The sequence below is a fragment of the Streptomyces sp. MUM 2J genome, assembly GCF_022414535.1.
GTDB lineage: Bacteria > Actinomycetota > Actinomycetes > Streptomycetales > Streptomycetaceae > Streptomyces.
In genome coordinates, this window is record NZ_JADWYM010000038.1 from 23,492 (window position 1) to 40,599 (window position 17,108).

The 17,108-nt window shown below is 72.8% G+C and carries 15 protein-coding genes and 1 pseudogene; 11 read left to right on the plus strand and 5 right to left on the minus strand.

Features of this window, described 5'->3' with window-relative positions; translation table 11 throughout:
• Window positions 1-194: 194 nt before the first annotated feature.
• The 6 genes from I3F54_RS25110 (at window position 195) to I3F54_RS25135 (ending at window position 5,430) form a co-directional block, all read left to right on the plus strand.
• Complete coding sequence (locus I3F54_RS25110; RefSeq protein ID WP_240121178.1) at window positions 195-998, plus strand: metallophosphoesterase; 804 nt, start codon at window positions 195-197, stop codon at window positions 996-998.
• Window positions 999-1,122: 124 nt separating this feature from the next.
• A complete protein-coding gene (locus I3F54_RS25115; RefSeq protein WP_240121179.1) occupies window positions 1,123-1,563 on the plus strand; it encodes an SRPBCC family protein in 441 nt (146 codons plus the stop codon).
• A 164-nt stretch (window positions 1,564-1,727) separates the two neighbouring features.
• Window positions 1,728-2,900 (plus strand): ArsA family ATPase, encoded by a 1,173-nt coding sequence (locus tag I3F54_RS25120; protein ID WP_240121180.1) that lies wholly within the window; start codon window positions 1,728-1,730, stop codon window positions 2,898-2,900.
• A gap of 57 nt (window positions 2,901-2,957) precedes the next feature.
• A complete protein-coding gene (locus tag I3F54_RS25125; RefSeq protein ID WP_240121181.1) occupies window positions 2,958-3,470 on the plus strand; it encodes a DUF5304 domain-containing protein in 513 nt (170 codons plus the stop codon).
• A gap of 99 nt (window positions 3,471-3,569) precedes the next feature.
• On the plus strand, window positions 3,570-4,523 hold the full coding sequence (locus tag I3F54_RS25130) for an ROK family glucokinase (RefSeq protein ID WP_240121182.1): 954 nt from the start codon (window positions 3,570-3,572) through the stop codon (window positions 4,521-4,523).
• 109 nt (window positions 4,524-4,632) lie between these two features.
• Window positions 4,633-5,430 (plus strand): endonuclease/exonuclease/phosphatase family protein, encoded by a 798-nt coding sequence (locus tag I3F54_RS25135; RefSeq protein WP_240121183.1) that lies wholly within the window; start codon window positions 4,633-4,635, stop codon window positions 5,428-5,430.
• A gap of 161 nt (window positions 5,431-5,591) precedes the next feature.
• Here the strand turns inward: I3F54_RS25135 and I3F54_RS25140 are convergent, their stop codons facing one another.
• On the minus strand, window positions 5,592-6,170 hold the full coding sequence (locus I3F54_RS25140) for a hypothetical protein (RefSeq protein WP_240121184.1): 579 nt from the start codon (window positions 6,168-6,170) through the stop codon (window positions 5,592-5,594).
• A complete protein-coding gene (locus I3F54_RS25145) occupies window positions 6,163-6,942 on the minus strand; it encodes a carboxylesterase (RefSeq protein WP_240121185.1) in 780 nt (259 codons plus the stop codon). The genes I3F54_RS25140 and I3F54_RS25145 overlap by 8 nt, the downstream gene beginning before the upstream one ends.
• 161 nt (window positions 6,943-7,103) lie before the next feature.
• On the opposite strand from I3F54_RS25145, the gene I3F54_RS25150 reads away from it, so the two are divergent.
• The 5 genes from I3F54_RS25150 to I3F54_RS25170 all read left to right on the plus strand — a co-directional run bounded on the left by I3F54_RS25150 (window position 7,104) and on the right by I3F54_RS25170 (window position 12,175).
• A complete protein-coding gene (locus tag I3F54_RS25150; protein WP_240121186.1) occupies window positions 7,104-7,853 on the plus strand; it encodes a 1-acyl-sn-glycerol-3-phosphate acyltransferase in 750 nt (249 codons plus the stop codon).
• A gap of 127 nt (window positions 7,854-7,980) precedes the next feature.
• Window positions 7,981-9,204 carry a MacS family sensor histidine kinase gene (gene macS, locus I3F54_RS25155; RefSeq protein WP_240121187.1) on the plus strand — a complete coding sequence of 408 codons (1,224 nt, stop codon included), beginning with the start codon at window positions 7,981-7,983 and terminating at the stop codon, window positions 9,202-9,204.
• On the plus strand, window positions 9,204-9,887 hold the full coding sequence (locus I3F54_RS25160; protein WP_240121188.1) for a response regulator transcription factor: 684 nt from the start codon (window positions 9,204-9,206) through the stop codon (window positions 9,885-9,887). The genes macS and I3F54_RS25160 overlap by 1 nt, the downstream gene beginning before the upstream one ends.
• 176 nt (window positions 9,888-10,063) lie before the next feature.
• Window positions 10,064-11,092: a 6-phosphofructokinase gene (locus I3F54_RS25165; protein ID WP_240121189.1), complete on the plus strand. Its 1,029-nt coding sequence runs from the start codon at window positions 10,064-10,066 to the stop codon at window positions 11,090-11,092.
• Between the two features lie 87 nt (window positions 11,093-11,179).
• Complete coding sequence (locus I3F54_RS25170) at window positions 11,180-12,175, plus strand: 2-hydroxyacid dehydrogenase (RefSeq protein WP_240121217.1); 996 nt, start codon at window positions 11,180-11,182, stop codon at window positions 12,173-12,175.
• Here I3F54_RS25170 and I3F54_RS25175 read toward each other — a convergent pair.
• The 3 genes and pseudogenes from I3F54_RS25175 to I3F54_RS25180 form a co-directional block, all read right to left on the minus strand.
• Window positions 12,127-14,064 carry an anthranilate synthase family protein gene (locus tag I3F54_RS25175; RefSeq protein ID WP_240121190.1) on the minus strand — a complete coding sequence of 646 codons (1,938 nt, stop codon included), beginning with the start codon at window positions 14,062-14,064 and terminating at the stop codon, window positions 12,127-12,129. The two genes, I3F54_RS25170 and I3F54_RS25175, sit on opposite strands and share 49 nt — an antisense overlap.
• 97 nt (window positions 14,065-14,161) lie before the next feature.
• The gene (locus I3F54_RS32590) at window positions 14,162-14,218 is read right to left on the minus strand and encodes a trp operon leader peptide (protein WP_374205961.1); all 57 of its coding nucleotides are present in this window, start codon (window positions 14,216-14,218) and stop codon (window positions 14,162-14,164) included.
• 33 nt (window positions 14,219-14,251) lie between these two features.
• Window positions 14,252-17,091, minus strand: a pseudogene (locus I3F54_RS25180) (N-acetylmuramoyl-L-alanine amidase).
• Window positions 17,092-17,108 lie beyond the last annotated feature (17 nt).

Consider the following 17,108-nt stretch of genomic DNA (forward strand, 5'->3'; position numbering starts at 1 on the left):
AGCACGACTGGACTGCCCGGACGTTACCCGCCGGTATGGCTTTTCCGACAGGGGGGCCCGGCGAGATGTTCGCTGCGTCACACGGAATGGCGTTCCCCCGCGCACAGTAGTCCACCCCTTTCCCGCGAAGCCAGTAACCGCAGGTCCGGCCGCCACTGTTCACAGGGGGCGCCCTCCTTCTACGCTTGATCGTCATGCCACCCACACCGGCCGCACATCGCAGGACGCGGCACCGCGTCCATGTCGTCAGCGACGTCCACGGCAACGTGCGCGACCTGGCCCGCGCAGGCGACGGCGCGGACGCCCTGATCTGCCTGGGCGATCTGGTCCTCTTCCTCGACTACGCCGACCACTCGCGCGGCATCTTCCCCGACCTGTTCGGAGAGGAGAACGCCGACCGCATGGTGGCGCTGCGCACCGCCCGCCGCTTCACGGAGGCGAGGGAGCTCGGCGTCCGGCTGTGGGCCGGCATCGAGGGCGACCGCGCCAAGGTCATCGAGCGCGCGGTGCGCCGGCAGTACGACGAACTGTTCCGGGCATTCCCCACTCCGACGTACGCCACCTACGGCAATGTCGACATGCCGCCGCTGTGGCGGGAGTACGCCGGGCCCGGCACCACGGTCCTCGACGGGCAACGGGCGGAGATCGGGGGGCTGGTCTTCGGGTTCGTCGGCGGCGGACTGCGCACGCCCATGCGCACGCCCTACGAGATCAGCGACGAGGAGTACGCGGCGAAGATCGAGGCCGTCGGCGAGGTCGACGTGCTGTGCACGCACATCCCGCCGGACGTTCCCGAACTGACCTACGACACCGTCGCGCGCCGCTTCGAGCGCGGCAGCCGGGCCCTGCTGGACGCGATCCGCCGGACCCGCCCCCGCTACGCGCTCTTCGGCCACGTCCACCAGCCGCTGGCGCGGCGGATGCGGATCGGTGCGACGGAGTGCGTGAACGTGGGGCACTTCGCGGGCACGGGAAGGCCGTGGGCGCTGGAATGGTGACGGGATCCCGCTGATGTGCACAGATGGGGTGAAGGCGGCCGGTCCGCAGCGCGGTAGCCTTCACGCTGCACACGCAGCACACCTGCCGACCTTTCACCGGCCCGCATCTGGAGGAGCCACGGCGATGGCGGAACACACCAGCTCGAGCATCACGATCGAGGCGGCACCGGCCGACGTCATGGCGGTCATCGCCGACTTCGCCCGCTACCCCGACTGGACCGGTGAGGTGAAGGAGGCGGAGGTCCTCAAGTCCGACGAGCAGGGACGCGCCGAGCAGGTCAGGCTCGTCATGGACGCGGGCGCCATCAAGGACGACCAGACGCTGGCCTACACCTGGGCCGGTGACAACGAGGTCTCGTGGACCCTGGTCAAGTCCCAGATGCTGCGCGCCCTGGACGGCTCGTACCTGCTGAAGCCGGCCGGCGCGGACGCCACCGAGGTCACCTACCGGCTGACCGTCGACGTCAAGATCCCCATGCTCGGCATGATCAAGCGCAAGGCGGAGAAGGTCATCATCGACCGGGCGCTGGCGGGCCTGAAGAAGAGGGTGGAGTCGGCGCCGTAGAGCGGCCCGCTCCCCGCCCGGGCCGGCGCGGCCGGATCCGCCGCCCCGGGGGCCCCTGGGCGGTGCCGGCGGGCCCTGCGGCACCCCGTGACGCCTTCGGGACCGGCCCGGCCGCCGCGCCGGGCACCCGGGAGCGCGGCCCGGCTTCGGTAGCGTGCACCCTCATGCGCACCCTCTTGATCACCGGCCCGGGCGGCAGCGGACGTACGACGGTCGCCGCCGCCACCGCACTGACCGCCGCCCAGGAGGGCACCCGCACCCTGCTGCTCAGTGCCGACCGCTCCGACACGCTCGGCGCGGTCCTCGGCACCCCCACCGGCCCGGCCCCCACGCAGGCCGCCCCGCGCCTCACCGCCTGGCGGCCCGACGCACCCGCCGCCTTCCGCGACGACCTCGCCGCCTTCCAGGACCGTGCCGCCAACGTCCTCGACCTGCTCGGCGCCGCCCGTCTCGACCCCGAGGAGGTCACCCCGCTGCCCGGTGCCGAGGAGCTCGCCCTGCTGCGCGCGCTGCGTGACGCCGCCCTCTCCGAGGCCCACGACCTGCTCGTCGTCGACCTCCCGCCCGTCCCGCAGGCCCTGGCCCTGCTCGCCCTCCCCGCGGAACTCCGCCGCTACCTGCGCCGTCTGCTCCCGCCCGAGCGGCAGGCCGCCCGCGCCCTGCGCCCCGTCCTCGGCCGGCTCGCGGGCGTGCCGATGCCCGGGGAGTGGCTGTACGACACCGCCGCCCGCTGGGACATGGAGCTGGCCGCCGTGGAGGCCGTCCTCGCCGACCGCGGGACCGCGGTGCGGCTGGTCGCCGAACCCGGACCGGCCGGTACCGACGCCCTGCGCACCGCCGCGCTCGGTGTCGCGCTGCGCGCCCTGCCCGTGGAACTGCTCGTCGCGACCCGCGTCCTCCCCGACGACCCGGCGGGATCGTGGCTCGCCGGGCCCGTGGCCCAGCAGCGCAAGGCCCTGGACGACTGGCGGGACGAGCACGGCAGCGTCCGCACCGTCGCCCACCTCGGCCGCGACCCGCGCGGCACCGACGACCTGGCCGCGCTCGCCCTGCCCGGCGCCGCGCCCGGCACCTCACCGGCCGCGTGGCCCGTCACCGACCGGCTCGCCGACGACGGCGTCCTGGTCTGGCACATCCCGCTGCCCGGCGCCACCCGCGACGACCTCGACCTGGTCCGGCGCGGCGACGAACTCGTGGTCACCGCAGGCCCGTTCCGCCGCGTCGTCCCTCTCCCCTCCGCCCTGCGCCGGTGCACGGTCGACGGCGCCGCCCTGCGCGAGGGTGAGCTGCGCATCCGGTTCGCGCCGGATCCGGCCCTGTGGCCCCGCACCCCGTGAACCGCGTACCCCCGTTCGGGTAACGTCGGAGAGACGAACCGCAGTCAGGAGTCCGTCATGAGCGAAGAGAGCCCCACGCCCGAGCCCGCGGAGCACGAGGTGCCTCTCGCCGCCGACACCGACGACGACGCGTGGGCCACCGCCTGCGCCGAGGACCTCGCGGAGGAGAAGGCCCGCCGCCGCGGCGCCCACGGGCCGTCGTCCGGCTCGGCCGCCGAGGAGCTGCGCAAGCTCGTCGACGCGGTCGCCGAGAAGCTCGCCGACCTGCAGTCCCCGTTGCTCGGCGCGGTCGCGGGGCCCGCCGCCCAGCAGGTGGTCCGGCAGGTCGTGGAGCAGGCCAGGACGGCCGTCGAGCCGGTCATCGAGCGCAACCCGGACGTCTTCGACCACCTGGCCGCCGCCGGCGGGGAACTGCTCGCCGCCTACCGCTCCGCCGTCCAGGCCCAGGAGAGGCGCTGGACCTCCGGCCTCCGCGACGACCTCGGCGGCCCGAGCGACAACGACCGCGACCCCGACGGCGGTGACGGCGGCGACGGCACCGGTCCCGGGCAGCGCATCGACCTCGACTGACCCTCCCTCGTCGTGTCCGTCCGCCGGACGACGGAACCCCGACCGCAAGGCCTCGGGTACCGTTGGCCGTAGCGGGGCTCGACCGAAACTGAGGGATTCATGGGACTCACCATCGGCGTCGACATCGGCGGCACGAAGATCGCGGCCGGCGTGGTCGACGAGGAAGGCAACATCCTCTCGACCTTCAAGGTGCCGACCCCCACCACGCCCGAGGCCATCGTGGACGCCATCGCCTCGGCCGTGGAGGGCGCACGCGCGGGACACGACATCGTCGGTGTGGGCATCGGCGCCGCCGGATACGTCAACCGCCAGCGTTCGACGGTCTACTTCGCCCCGAACATCGACTGGCGCAACGAGCCGCTGAAGCAGAAGGTCGAGGAACGCGCCGGGCTTCCGGTCGTCGTGGAGAACGACGCCAACGCCGCCGCCTGGGGCGAGTACAAGTTCGGTGCCGGCAAGGGCCACCGGAACGTCATCTGCATCACCCTCGGCACCGGCCTCGGCGGCGGCATCATCATCGGCAACAAGCTGCGCCGCGGCCACTTCGGCGTGGCCGCGGAGTTCGGCCACATCCGCATGGTGCCCGACGGCCTGCTGTGCGGCTGCGGCTCGCAGGGCTGCTGGGAGCAGTACGCCTCCGGCCGCGCCCTCGTCCGCTACGCCAAGCAGCGCGCCAACGCCACCCCCGAGAACGCCGACGTGCTGCTGGCGCTCGGCGACGGCACCCCGGACGGCATCGAGGGCAAGCACATCTCCATGGCGGCCCGGCAGGGCGACCCGGTCGCCGTCGACTCCTACCGCGAGCTGGCCCGCTGGGTCGGCGCCGGCCTCGCCGACCTGGCCTCCCTGTTCGACCCCTCCGCCTTCATCGTCGGCGGTGGCCTCTCCGACGAGGGCGAGCTGGTGCTGGACCCGATCCGCAAGTCGTACAAGCGCTGGCTGGTCGGCGGCAACTGGCGCCCGGTCGCCGAGGTCCGCGCGGCCGAGCTGGGGAACAAGGCCGGCCTGGTGGGCGCGGCCGACCTGGCCCGCGAGCCCGACCCGATCATGTAGCGGCTCTCGCTGCGGTTTCCCGAGAGCGCGGGGGGCAGCGCGACCGGCCAGGACGACCGGCCCGCGCGCGGTCCCCGCGCCCCGGGCCGCGGGGCGTACATTGATCGGCATGGCGCCGCTCCCGCTCCCCAACTCCCGCACCGAAGGAGACGGTTCAGCCGTCATCCGGGTTCTGGGCTACAACATCCGTTCGATGCGCGACGACATCGACGCCCTCGCCCGCGTGATCCGGGCCTGCGCGCCTGATCTGGTCCTCGTCCAGGAGGCCCCGCGCTTCTTCCGCTGGCGCAAGAAGCTCGCCCGGCTGGCCCACGCCGCCGACCTCGTGATCCTCACCGGCGGGGCCACCGCCGCGGGCCCCGCGATCCTGTGCAGCCTTCGCGCCACCGTCGACCGCACCGAGGACGTCCTGCTGCCGTACACCCCCGGCCTGCACCGGCGCGGCTTCGCCACCGCCGTCGTCCGGTTCGGCGGGACCCGGCTCGGCGTGCTCAGCTGCCACCTGTCGCTGGAGCAGGAGGAGCGGTACACGCAGGGCGGCCTGCTCCTGGACCGGCTCGACGCCATGGGCGCGGAGCACGTCGTCGCGGGCGGTGACCTCAACGAACGTCCTGAGGGCCGCACCTTCCGCCGCCTGGCCGGGCGCCTCCAGGACTGCCGCGCCGTCGCCCCGTGGGGCGGCGAGCACACCTGGCCGGGCGACCCCGCCCGCCGCATCGACGCGATCTTCGCCACGGCCGGCATCGACGTCCTCGGCTGCGGGGTCCCCGAGGACCTTCCGGGGATCACCGCGGCCGACCTGCGGGCGGCCACCGACCACCTCCCGGTCCTGGCCGCCCTGAGAGTCCCCGCCCACCAGCACCGGCCCTCCGCTGCGGCCTGCGCGGAATCGACCCCGGCCCCCTAGGGGGTGTTTCGACGGTCCCGCACAGCACCCACGGCGCCCGGCACGCACTCTCGCCGCACCGGTCGTAAGCCGGGGTACATCCGGTACGAGGTATTTCGTCCGGCCCGCCGAGAGCACGCACCGGACACCGCGGGCACCGCACCGGACGTTCGAAGCGCCCCCTAGACCACCGCGCCCCGCCCCGGATCGTCGGTGCCGTCGTCGTCGGTCCGCATCCGCATCACCAGGGTGGCGAAACCGCCGAGGAAGCCGCCGACGCAGAGCGTCGTCAGCCACCAGGTCATGTCCCAGCCGAGCAGCACGGCCAGCAGCAGGAGGACCGGGCCGCCGATCACGCCCAGCCACGCGAACCGGGCGGTCGTGTCCGACTCGGGCAGCGGGGGCGGCTCCGGCGGCACGAAGTGCCCCTCGTCGTCCTCGTCCAGGTCGTCCTCGGACGGCTCGGAGAGCGAGTAGTCGCGCGGGCCGACGCCCGGGGCGAAGGAGACCGAGCCGCCCAGTGGTGCCGCGGGCCTGCCGCCCTTGCCGTCGGGCTGCTTCTCCGGTTCGTCCACGTCCGCCTCCGGCTCCGGCAGCGCCAGGTCCTCCACGGACCGGAACGGCTTGGATCCCGGCGGGTCCGGGGGCTCCGCGCCGTACCCGGCGACGATCGCCTCCCAGGCCGCGGTCTCGTCGAAGGGCACGCTCTGCTCCTCCGGCTCGTCGAGACCGTCCCCGCGGTCCGCGTCGTGCTCAGCCACCTGCCGTCGTCCCTTCCTTGCCGACACCCGGAGCGAGCCGGCCGATGAAGGCGAGGCTCTCGTCGAAGATCCGCTCTGCATCGTGGTCCAACGTCGCCACGTGGTAGCTCTGTTCCAGCAGGACCTCCGTAACGTCAACGGACGAGACCCGTCCGAGGATCCGGGCCGAGTCCGCCGGGGGCACCACATGGTCCTGCGGGCTGCGCAACAGCAGCAGCGGCTGCGTGACCTGCGGCAGCTCGCCGTCGACCAGCCGGAGGAAGGTGCGCAGCGAGTGCGCCGCGTGCAGCGGCACCCGGTCGTAGCCCAGTTCCGCGCCGTCCGGCCGGGCGATGTCGCTCGCGATGCCCTTCGCCGTCCGCACCAGGTGCCGGGCCACCGGGAGGGCGTACGCGGACAGGCCGTGCACCCTGTTCGCCGGGTTCACCACGACGACGCCGCTGATCGCGTCGCCGTGCCGTGCCGCCAGGCGCAGCGCCAGTGCGCCGCCCATGGACAGCCCGGCGACGAACACGTGCGTGCAGCGCTCGCGCAGGGCACGCAGTTCCCGGTCCACTTCCGCGTACCAGTCCTGCCAGCCGGTGACCTGGAGGTCCTCCCAGCGTGTGCCGTGCCCGGGAAGCAGGGGCAGCGACACGGTCAGTCCGTGACCGGCGAGGTGCTTCGCCCAGGGGCGCAGCGACTGCGGGGAACCGGTGAAACCGTGACAGAGGAGGACGCCGGCCTCCCCGCCCTCATGGCGGTACGGCTCGGCTCCAGGAAGGACCGCCACCTTCGGTCTCCTGTTCATGAGAAAGGCATGAGCAACGTCCAGGTGAGGTTCACCGTACGCGACCGCACTGACACCGACCAGGGCCGTCGGGTTGTTCGGCGCCGGTGGGGTTAAGGTCTGATCGACACACATCAGGAGGCACTCGGTTGTTGTACGGCGCGATGAAGGTTTCCGTCGGGGGGCCGCTGAAGCTCGTCTTCCGGCCCTGGGTGGAGGGCCTGGAGAACATTCCCGCCGAGGGCCCGGCGATCCTGGCGAGCAACCACCTCTCGTTCTCCGACTCGTTCTTCCTGCCCGCGGTGCTCGACCGGAAGGTCACCTTCATCGCGAAGGCCGAGTACTTCACCACGCCCGGGGTGAAGGGCCGGCTCACCGCCGCGTTCTTCAAGGGCGTCGGGCAGCTCCCGGTCGACCGCTCGGGCGCGCGCGGCGCGGGCGAGGCGGCCGTCAGGAGCGGCATCGAGGTGCTGGAGCGTGGCGAGCTGTTCGGGATCTACCCGGAGGGCACCCGCTCGCCCGACGGCCGCCTCTACCGCGGCAAGCCCGGCGGCCTCGCGCGCGTGGCGCTCGCCACGGGCGCACCGGTGATCCCGGTGGCGATGATCGACACCGAGAAGATCCAGCCGCCGGGGAAGGTCGTCCCCAAGGTGATGCGGCCCGGTATCCGGATCGGCAGGCCGCTGGACTTCTCCCGCTACCAGGGCATGGAGCACGACCGCTTCGTGCTGCGCGCGGTGACCGACGAGGTCATGTACGAGATCATGAAGCTCTCCGGCCAGGAGTACGTCGACATGTACGCGACCGCCGCCAAGCGGCAGATCGCGGAGGCCGCCAAGGCGGAGAAGGAGGCCAGGGCGGCGCTGGCGAAGGCGGAGAAGGACCAGGCGAGAAAAGAGAAGCAGGAGAGCTAGTGCCGTGACCGATGGGTCCGCCGGCCGTCGCGAGCCGGTGAACCCTCCGGTCGCGGCACCGGCGACGCCCGGCGGGCCGGGCGGGTGACGGGGCTGTCGGGGGCGGTCCGGGACTCGGGGTGGGGACATGCCCAAACGGGCGAAGGTCGTGAGGATGTCGGTCGAGCTGCCGCTGTGGCGCGCCCTCGCCGCCTACCGGGTGCTGACGATGCTGTACGCGGTCGGGCTGTTCGCCACCGCCTACGGCAGCTTCCCCCGTCCCGGCATCGCCGTCGCCTACTACGGCGTGCTGGGCGTGTGGACCCTGGCCACGCTGCCCAGGGTGGCGAGCGCGGCGTCCTGCACCCGCCGCTTCCTCGCCGCCGACCTGACGATCGCCCTCACCGGCATCCTGCTCACCCCCGTCGCCGACTCGCACCAGCGGATCGTCGAGGGCGGCCCCACTCTGCCGTCGATCTGGACCGCCGGCTCGGTGCTGGCCTTCGCGATCAAGGGCGGCTGGCGCTGGGCGGCGCTGGCCTCCACCGCCGTCGCCGTCGCCAACCTGATCGAGCGCGGCGCCCCGGCCCGGGACACCGTGCACAACGTGATCCTGGTGTGGGTCGCCTCCATCGCCATCGGCTACGTCGTCGAGGTCGCCCGCGCCTCCGAGCGCACCCTCGCCCGCGCCCTGGAGATCGAGGCCGCTACCCGGGAACGGGAGCGGCTGGCCCGGGACATCCACGACGGAGTGCTCCAGGTCCTGGCCATGGTCAAGCGCCGCGGGTCCGCGCTCGGTGGCGAGGCGGCCGAGCTGGGCCGTCTCGCCGGGGAGCAGGAGGTGGCGCTGCGCAGCCTGGTCTCCGGTGGCCTCGTCCCGGTCTCCCGCCTTCCCCGGGACGCCGCCGGCGGCGCCGTCGTCCGCGTGGTGGAGGGCGAGTCACGCGACGGTGCTCCCCTGGACCTGCGCTCCCTGCTCGCCCCGCACGCCGGCGCCCGCGTCAGCCTCGCCGAACCGGGCGCCCCCGTGCCGCTGCCCCCGGCCGCCGCGCGGGAGGTGGCCGCCGCCGTCGGGGCGGCGCTGGACAACGTACGCCAGCACGCCGGGTCCGGCGCCCATGCCTGGATCCTCGTCGAGGACGAGCCCGACGCCGTGATCGTGACCGTGCGGGACGACGGGCCCGGCATTCCCGAGGGCCGGCTGGCGCAGGCCGAGAGCGAGGGCCGGCTCGGCGCGGCCCTGTCGATCCGGGGACGGTTGCGCGACCTCGGAGGCACCGCCGAGTGGGTCTCGGTCCCGGGGCAGGGCACGGAGGTCGAGTTGACGGTACCCAGAGACGGAACCCGGACACGGGGGAAGGCGGAGCGGTGATGAGCGAGCAGCGGGGGCCGATCAGGGTCATGGTGGTCGACGACCACCCCATGTGGCGCGACGCGGTCGCCCGCGACCTGGCCGAGTCCGGTTTCGAGGTGGTCGCCACCGCGGGCGACGGCGAGCAGGCCGTCCGGCGCGCCCGCGCCGCCCTGCCGGACGTGCTGGTGCTGGACCTGAACCTGCCCGGCAAGCCCGGCGTCCAGGTCTGCAAGGAGGTCGTCTCCGCCCATCCGCGACTGCGCGTGCTGGTGCTGTCGGCCAGCGGCGAGCACGCCGACGTGCTGGAGGCGGTCAAGTCCGGTGCGACGGGCTACCTGGTGAAGTCGGCGTCCACCGAGGAACTCCGGGACGCGGTCCGCCGCACCGCCGTCGGGGACCCGGTGTTCACGCCGGGCCTGGCCGGTCTGGTCCTCGGCGAGTACCGCAGGCTCGCCTCCGAGCCCGCGCCGCCCGCCGGCGCCGGCGGCGGCGAGCCGGGCACGCCCCGGCTCACCGACCGCGAGACGGAGGTGCTGCGCCTGGTCGCCAAGGGGCTCAGCTACAAGCAGATCGCCGAACGCCTCGTCATCTCCCATCGCACGGTGCAGAACCACGTCCAGAACACCCTCGGCAAGCTCCAGTTGCACAACCGCGTCGAGCTGGTGCGCTACGCCATCGAGCGGGGCCTGGACGACGAGTGAGCCGGGCGGGCCGCGCCGCCCCGCCCGCGCCGTCAGCCAACCGCCGGGGAATTCACCGGAATTGCCCGTTGCGGTCCTGCCGAAGTGACCTGCGTCACCATTAGCGTGCTGGGAGAGCCTCTTTCGGCTCGCCAGCGCCGCTCGCACGCGGCAACCGCGGCGAAGGGACCCATTCCATGCGGATCGGAGTACTGACCGGCGGCGGGGACTGTCCCGGCCTCAACGCCGTCATCCGGGCCGTCGTCCGCAAGGGCGTCCAGGAGTACGGCCACGGCTTCATCGGCTTCCGCGACGGCTGGCGCGGCCCCCTCGAAGGGGACACCGTCCGCCTCGACATCCCCGCCGTACGCGGCATCCTGCCCCGCGGCGGCACCATCCTCGGCTCCTCGCGCACCCATCCGCTCCGGCACGACAACGCCGTCCGGCGCATCAAGGAGAACCTCGCCGAGCACGACGTCGAGGCGCTCATCACGATCGGCGGCGAGGACACCCTCGGGGTCGCCGCACGTCTGTGCGACGAGTACGGCGTGCCCTGCGTCGGCGTCCCGAAGACGATAGACAACGACCTGTCCGCCACGGACTACACCTTCGGCTTCGACACCGCCGTCGGCATCGCCACCGAGGCCATCGACCGCCTGCACACCACCGCCGAGTCCCACATGCGGGTCCTCGTGGTGGAGGTGATGGGCCGCCACACCGGCTGGATCGCTCTGCACTCGGGTCTCGCCGGCGGCGCCAACGTCATCCTCGTCCCCGAGCAGCGCTTCGACATCGACCAGGTGTGCGCCTGGGTGACGTCGCGCTTCAGGTCCTCGTACGCCCCGATCGTCGTCGTCGCCGAGGGGGCCGTGCCCCGGGACGGTTCCATGGTTCTCAAGGACAACTCGCAGGACCCCTTCGGGCACGTCCGGCTCTCCGGCATCGGCGAGTGGCTCGCCAGGGAGATCGAGCGCCGTACCGGCAAGGAGGCCCGCACCACCGTGCTCGGCCATGTGCAGCGCGGCGGCACGCCCAGCGCCTTCGACCGCTGGCTCGCCACCCGCTTCGGCCTGCACGCCGTCGACGCGGTGCACGAGCGGGACTTCGGCACGATGGTGTCCCTGCGCGGCACGGACATCGTCCGCGTCCCGCTGGCCGAGGCCACGGCGAGGCTGAAGACGGTGGATGTGAAGCTGTACGAGGAGGCCGGAGTGTTCTTCGGCTGACGGGGTGCCCGACCGGCCCGGGGGCCGGCCGGCCGCCGTGGCCCGGGGCCGTATATTCGGCCCATGCCGACCCGAACGGGAGAGTCGATGGAGATCCTGGCCTTCGGAGTGCAGGCCGACGAGAAGCCGCTGATGGAGCGGGCCTTCGCCGGTCACCACGAGGTCCGCTGCCTGGACGTGTTCCTCAACGAGGACACCGCTCCGATCGCGACCGGCTACGAGGTGGTCTCCAGCAGCGTCAACGCCGACCTGAACGGCCGCGTCCTGGAGATCCTCTCGGCCGGCGGGACCCGGATGATCGCCCAGCGTTCCACCGGCTTCAACAACGTCGACCTGACCGTCGCCGAGCGGCTCGGCATCACGGTCGCCCGGGTGTCGTACTACTCGCCCCACTCCGTCGCCGAGTTCGCCTGGACGCTCGCCATGGCGGTCAACCGGCGGATCGTGCGGGCCTCCACCCGCACGCGCGACTTCGACTTCCGGCTCGACGGGCTGATGGGCCGCGACATGCACGGCCGCACGGCCGGTGTGCTCGGCACCGGCAAGATCGGCGAGGCGTTCGCCAGGATCGCCCACGGCTTCGGCATGCGGCTGCTGGGCTGGGACGTCGCCGAGAACCCCGCCTGCCTGGACCTCGGCATGAAGTACGTCTCCAAGGAGGAACTGCTCACCCAGTCCGACCTGGTCACCCTGCACGTCCCGCTGATGCCGCAGACCCAGCACCTCATCGACGCCGCCGCGCTGAAGGTGATGAAGGACGACGCCGTCCTGGTCAACTCCAGCCGCGGCGGCCTGATCGACACCGCTGCCCTCGTCGACGAGCTGCGCGCCGGACGGTTCACGGGCGTCGGCCTCGACGTGTACGAGGCGGAGGCGGGTCTGTTCTTCCTCGACAAGTCCCTCCAGGCGATCGAGGACGACACGCTGGCCCGCCTGCTCACCTTCCCGAACGTCCTGGTCACCTCCCACCAGGCGTACTACACCGTGGAGGCCGTCGGACAGATCGTCGAGACCACGGTGAGCAACGTCCTCGACTACCGGGCCGGCCGCCGCTCGGAGAACGTGCTGGTGCCCCGCAGCTGACCCAGCAGCCGCCCGACGACGGCGGCGCCGTTCAGCGTCAGCACCGACTCCGGGTGGAACTGCACGCCGGCGAACGCGTTCCCCGGCGCGCCCGCGGAGGGGTCCGGCCCACGCAGCGCGTGCACCTCGTGCGCCGCGTTCCGGCTGACCTCGATGCCGCGTGCGGCCAGCCTCCGCGCGGTCTCGTCGTCGCAGCGGGCCACGTAGCTGTTGTAGAAGCCGACCGTCTCCGTGTGCCCGAACAGGTCGATCACCGTCTGAGCCCCCTGGTACGGCACCTCCTTCCGCACGATCTCCAGGCCCAGCTCGGCCGCGATCAGCTCGTGACCGAGGCAGACACCCAGGACACCGTGGCGGTGCTCCCGCAGCGCCGCCGAGGTCAGTTCGCGCAGGAAGCGCATCCTGGGGTCGGCCAGGTCGCAGGGGTCACCGGGACCGGGGCCGAGGACCAGCGGGCCCTCGTGCGCCAGGACCGCCCGGTCGAGACCGGGCTCGTCGTACCGCCGGACGGAGACGGTGGTCCCGTTCGACCGCAGCACGTGCGCCAGCATCGCGGTGAAGGTGTCCTCGGCGTCGACGACCAGGGCGTGCCCGGCCGGCTCCCGCGCCGGCTGCTGCATCCGCAGCCAGAACGGTGCCAGCGAGGCCCGCCGCCCGTCCAGCGCCGCGCGCACCCGGGGGTCGTCGGCCAGCCGGGGCCGCGCCCGCTCCGCGCGGGGCCGGGACGGCCGCACCCCCAGGGCCGCGAGCACCCCCGCCGCCTTGGCGTGGGTCTCGGCGACCTCGCCGGCCGGGTCCGAGCCGCGCACCAGGGTGGCGCCGACCGGTACGCGCAGCCGCCCGGAGGCGGAGATGTCGGCGGTGCGGATGAGGATGGGGGAGTCGAGGGTCTGGGCGCCGCCGGCATCCCGGCCGAGCAGGGCCAGGGCGCCGGCGTAGTAGCCGCGCCCGCGGGTCTCGTGCCGTTCGATCACCCGGCAGGCGTTCTGCACGGGGGACCCGGTGACGGTCGCCGCGAACATGGTCTCCCTCAGCACCTCGCGCACGTCCAGCGAGGACTTTCCGCGGAGTTCGTACTCCGTGTGCGCCAGGTGCGCCATCTCCTTCAGCCGAGGCCCGACGACGACCCCGCCCATGTCGCCGACCGTGCACATCATCTTCAGTTCCTCGTCCACGACCATGGACAGCTCCTCGATCTCCTTGCCGTCGGCGAGGAACCGGAGCAGGTGCTCGGGGGTGGGGCCCCCGGTGGGGTAGCGGTAGGTCCCGCTGATCGGGTTCATCACGACCGTGCCCGTCCCCGCCCCGCCGGCGCAGGGTCGCGCGCCGGACATGCGCACGTGCACCTCGGGGCTGGCACCGACGAGCGTCCGCTCCCCGGTGTGCACCACGAACGTCCAGTAGGCGCCCCGCTCGCCCTCCAGCAGCCGCCGGAACAGGGCCAGCGCGTCGGCCCTGCCGAAGCCGGGGATCCGGCCCTCGTAGGTCCGCCGGATCACGAAGTTGGCGCCCTCGCCCCGCCCGATCTCCTCGCGCAGCACGCGGGAGACGGTCTCGGCGTACTCCTCGTCGGGCACGTCGAAGCCTCCGTCCTCGACGCGGACGCGGTGCCCGGGCAGCTGGGCGAGGGCCTCCTCCAGCGTGAGGGTGCGGGTCTCCTCGGGGACGAGGACGGCCAGCGGCGTGCCGTCGTCGCGGACGTCGAAGCCACGCTCGCGGATCTGCCGGAAGGGGACGAGCGCGAGGCCCTCGCCGGGCAGATCGGCGAGGCGTTCGCAGGAGGCGACCGGGCCGATCAGCACCTCGACGGTGTTCTCGTCGTGGCCCGGCGTGCGGCGGCGCAGCAGGGCGAACGGGCGGGGATCGTCGAGGAGGTCGAGCAGTGTCATGGGTCCGTTTCCTTCTCGCTGGGAGGAACGGCCCGGGCCGGGAAACGCCGAAGGCCGCCCTCGGGGCGGCCTTCGCGTCGTCTGGATGTACGCGCGGTCAGTGGGCCGCCGGATGAGCGGTCCACCACCAGTTCTGGTGCGTCGGCGCGTACATGGGACGCACCTTAACGCATCCGCGCGGCCGGTGTCAGACGATCATGTCGTAGATGTACCAGCCTCCGCCGATCCGGCTCCGCGAGGCGAACGGCGCGGAGGCGTTGCCCGTGCCCTCGTAGAACCAGAGCACACCGTCCTTGTCCCGGGCGATCAGGTCCGTCCTGCCGTCGCGGTTCAGGTCGCTCGGCCCGTTGAGCACGTCGTAGACGTACCAGCCGCCACCGACCCGGGTGCGCGCCGCGAAGGGAGCGGCGGCGTCGCCGGTGCCCCGGTAGAACCACAGCACACCGCTGCCGTCGCGGGCGACCAGGTCGGCCTTGCCGTCGCCGTCGAGGTCGCCGGTGCTGACCATCGTGTCGTAGACGTACCAGCCGCCGCCGATCCGGCTGCGGGCGGCGAACGGGGCGCCGGTGTCGCCGGTGCCCTGGTACAGCCACAGCACACCGCTGCCGTCGCGGGCGATCAGGTCGGCCCTGCCGTCGCCGGTGAGGTCCCGGGCGCCGAGGATGGTGTTGTAGACGTACCACCCGCCGCCGACCCGGGTCCGCGACAGGAACGGCGCGGACGGGTTGCCGCTGCCCTTGTAGTACCAGAGCACGCCGCTGCCGTCGCGGGCCACCATGTCGCCCGTGCCGTTCGCCCGCAGCGCCGTCAGCGGCGTGACCGTGTCGTAGGTGTTCCAGCCGCCGCCGACGCGGTAGCGGCCGAAGAACGGGGAGCCGGCGTCGCCGGTGCCCTGGTACTGCCACAGCGTGCCGTACTTGTCGCGCCCGAGGATGTTGTAGCGGTCGGTGCCGGGGTCGGGAGCGGTGCTGTTCACCACGTCGACGTCCGAGGTGCGCACCCAGGCGACCCGGTGGTTGAAGCGGATCGGGTAGAAGGTGTTGGTGCTGCCCACGACCACCGTGCGCGAGCCCGTGCCGGACCCGTCGTAGGTGCCGCTGTTGTAGTACGAGCCGGTCACGGCCGAGCCGCCCAGCGTGTACTTCTGCCCGGCGAGGACGCTGTACTCGGTCAGCGAGGCGGTGTTGCCGCCCTGGACCGGCACCCCGGTCCCGCCGTACGCCGCGTCCTCGGGGTAGGTGCGCCCGTAGACCGGGACGGAACTCCTGCCCGCCTTGGGCGTGATCACGCTCTGCGTGCCGACGGCCGCGGCGAACTGACCGCCCCGGTTGTAGAACCAGGCCTTCCTGCCGCCGTACCAGATGGCGGTCCAGTCCTGCTGCGCCTCGGCGACCACGTACTCACCGCCGGCGACGGCCTTGTCGGCCCAGTTCGCGCCGTCGGTCGGGTTCACGTTGCCGAGGTAGGCGTCGGTGATCCTGGCCGAGGAGGTGGAGGGCGACGTGTACAGGTACACGAAGTTCGCCGGCTGCGCGGCGACCGCCGTGCCGCCGTTGGTGAGCGTCGGCTGGTTGGCGGAGGTGAACGGCGGTGCGATCCGGATCAGCTGGCCGGCCTCGTACAGGCCGCCGGCGCCGCCCGCACCGGTCGGGGCGCCCAGCAGCTGCATGTAGTGGTTCCAGTCCCAGAAGGGACCCGGGTCCCAGTGCTGGGAGCGGACGTTGCTGTCCAGCGGGCCGGGGACCTCGTCGTGGCCGATGATGTGCTCACGGTCCAGCGGGATGTCGTACTCGGCCGCCAGGTACTTCACCAGTGCCGCGGAGGACTCGTACTGCGGCTCGGTGTACCAGCTGCCGTCCTTGATCGCGTAGCCCTCGTGCTCGATGCCGATCGAGTGCATGTTCATGCTCTTGTTGCCGGCATGCCACGCCTCGTTCTTGTTCTCGACCATCTGGGTGACGAGACCGTCGGAGGCGCGGATCAGGTAGTGGGCACTGGCGTACGTGTGGGAGTTCTGGAAGACCGCGAGGGATCCGTCGTAGCTGCCCTCGGTGTCGTGCAGGAGGATGTAGCGGATCTCGTGACCGGTCGTGGGGCGGCCGGCGACGCCGTAGTTGCCCCAGTCGGTGTTGTCGGAGCTGTTCTGCGTGTACGCGGCGGGGCGGAAGTCGCAGTTCAGGCCGGACGGGCAGTCGGGTGTGGCGGTGGCGCCCGCCACGGCCCCGGCGAGTTCCAGCTCGGACGACGTGTCGGGCTTCACCGACGGGTCGGCCGGCAGCGTCAGGGTCTGGCCGTCCGTGGTGACCCGCCGCTCACCGGTCTTGATCGACTCGTACACGCGCTTGGCGAAGAGGTCCGCGCCCTTGCGGTCGGTGGCCTGGCTCGCGCGGGCCACGGCCGGGTACCAGGCGCCCGGGTCCTCGGGCAGCGACCCGGTGGCGTCCTTCTGGTACTTGGCCAGGAGCGCGGCACACCCGCGCGGATGCTCTGCCGGGTGTCGTTCTGCACCTTGGTCGTGGAGACGTCGATGAGGTCGGCGGCCTCGTCCAGGGTGTGCAGACGCGGGTCGCTGGTGTCGACGGGCTTCTTGCGCAGGCTCCGCAGAGCCTTGTCCGCGTCGAAGTGCTTCTCGATGGCCGGGTCGCCACTGAGGTTCATGTGGTCGAGCTGGTTCCTGCGCTCGTCGGCCTCGCCGTCGTGGCCGTCCCCGAGATCGTCCTTGTCGACGTCCGTGAGACCCATCACGTTGTAGGCGCCGGTGGTGCTCGGCAGACCGTCGTGGTCCTCCCAGCGCGTCTGCCGGTACGACACCGCCATCAGCACGCTCTGCGGGACGTCGAACTCCTTGGCGGCGTGTTCGAACTGGTCCTGCAGCGTCGGGGGCGGCCCCTGGTGCCCGTCCGAGCCCAGGAGCCCTGGCGAGGCCAGGGCCAGGGTGCCGGCCGTGGTCGCGGCGGCCACCACCGAGGCGACGCCGTAGACGAGCATGCGTTTCTTCTTGCGGTCCCTGCGATGACCCGCGGTCAAGTCCCCCACCCCTGTGG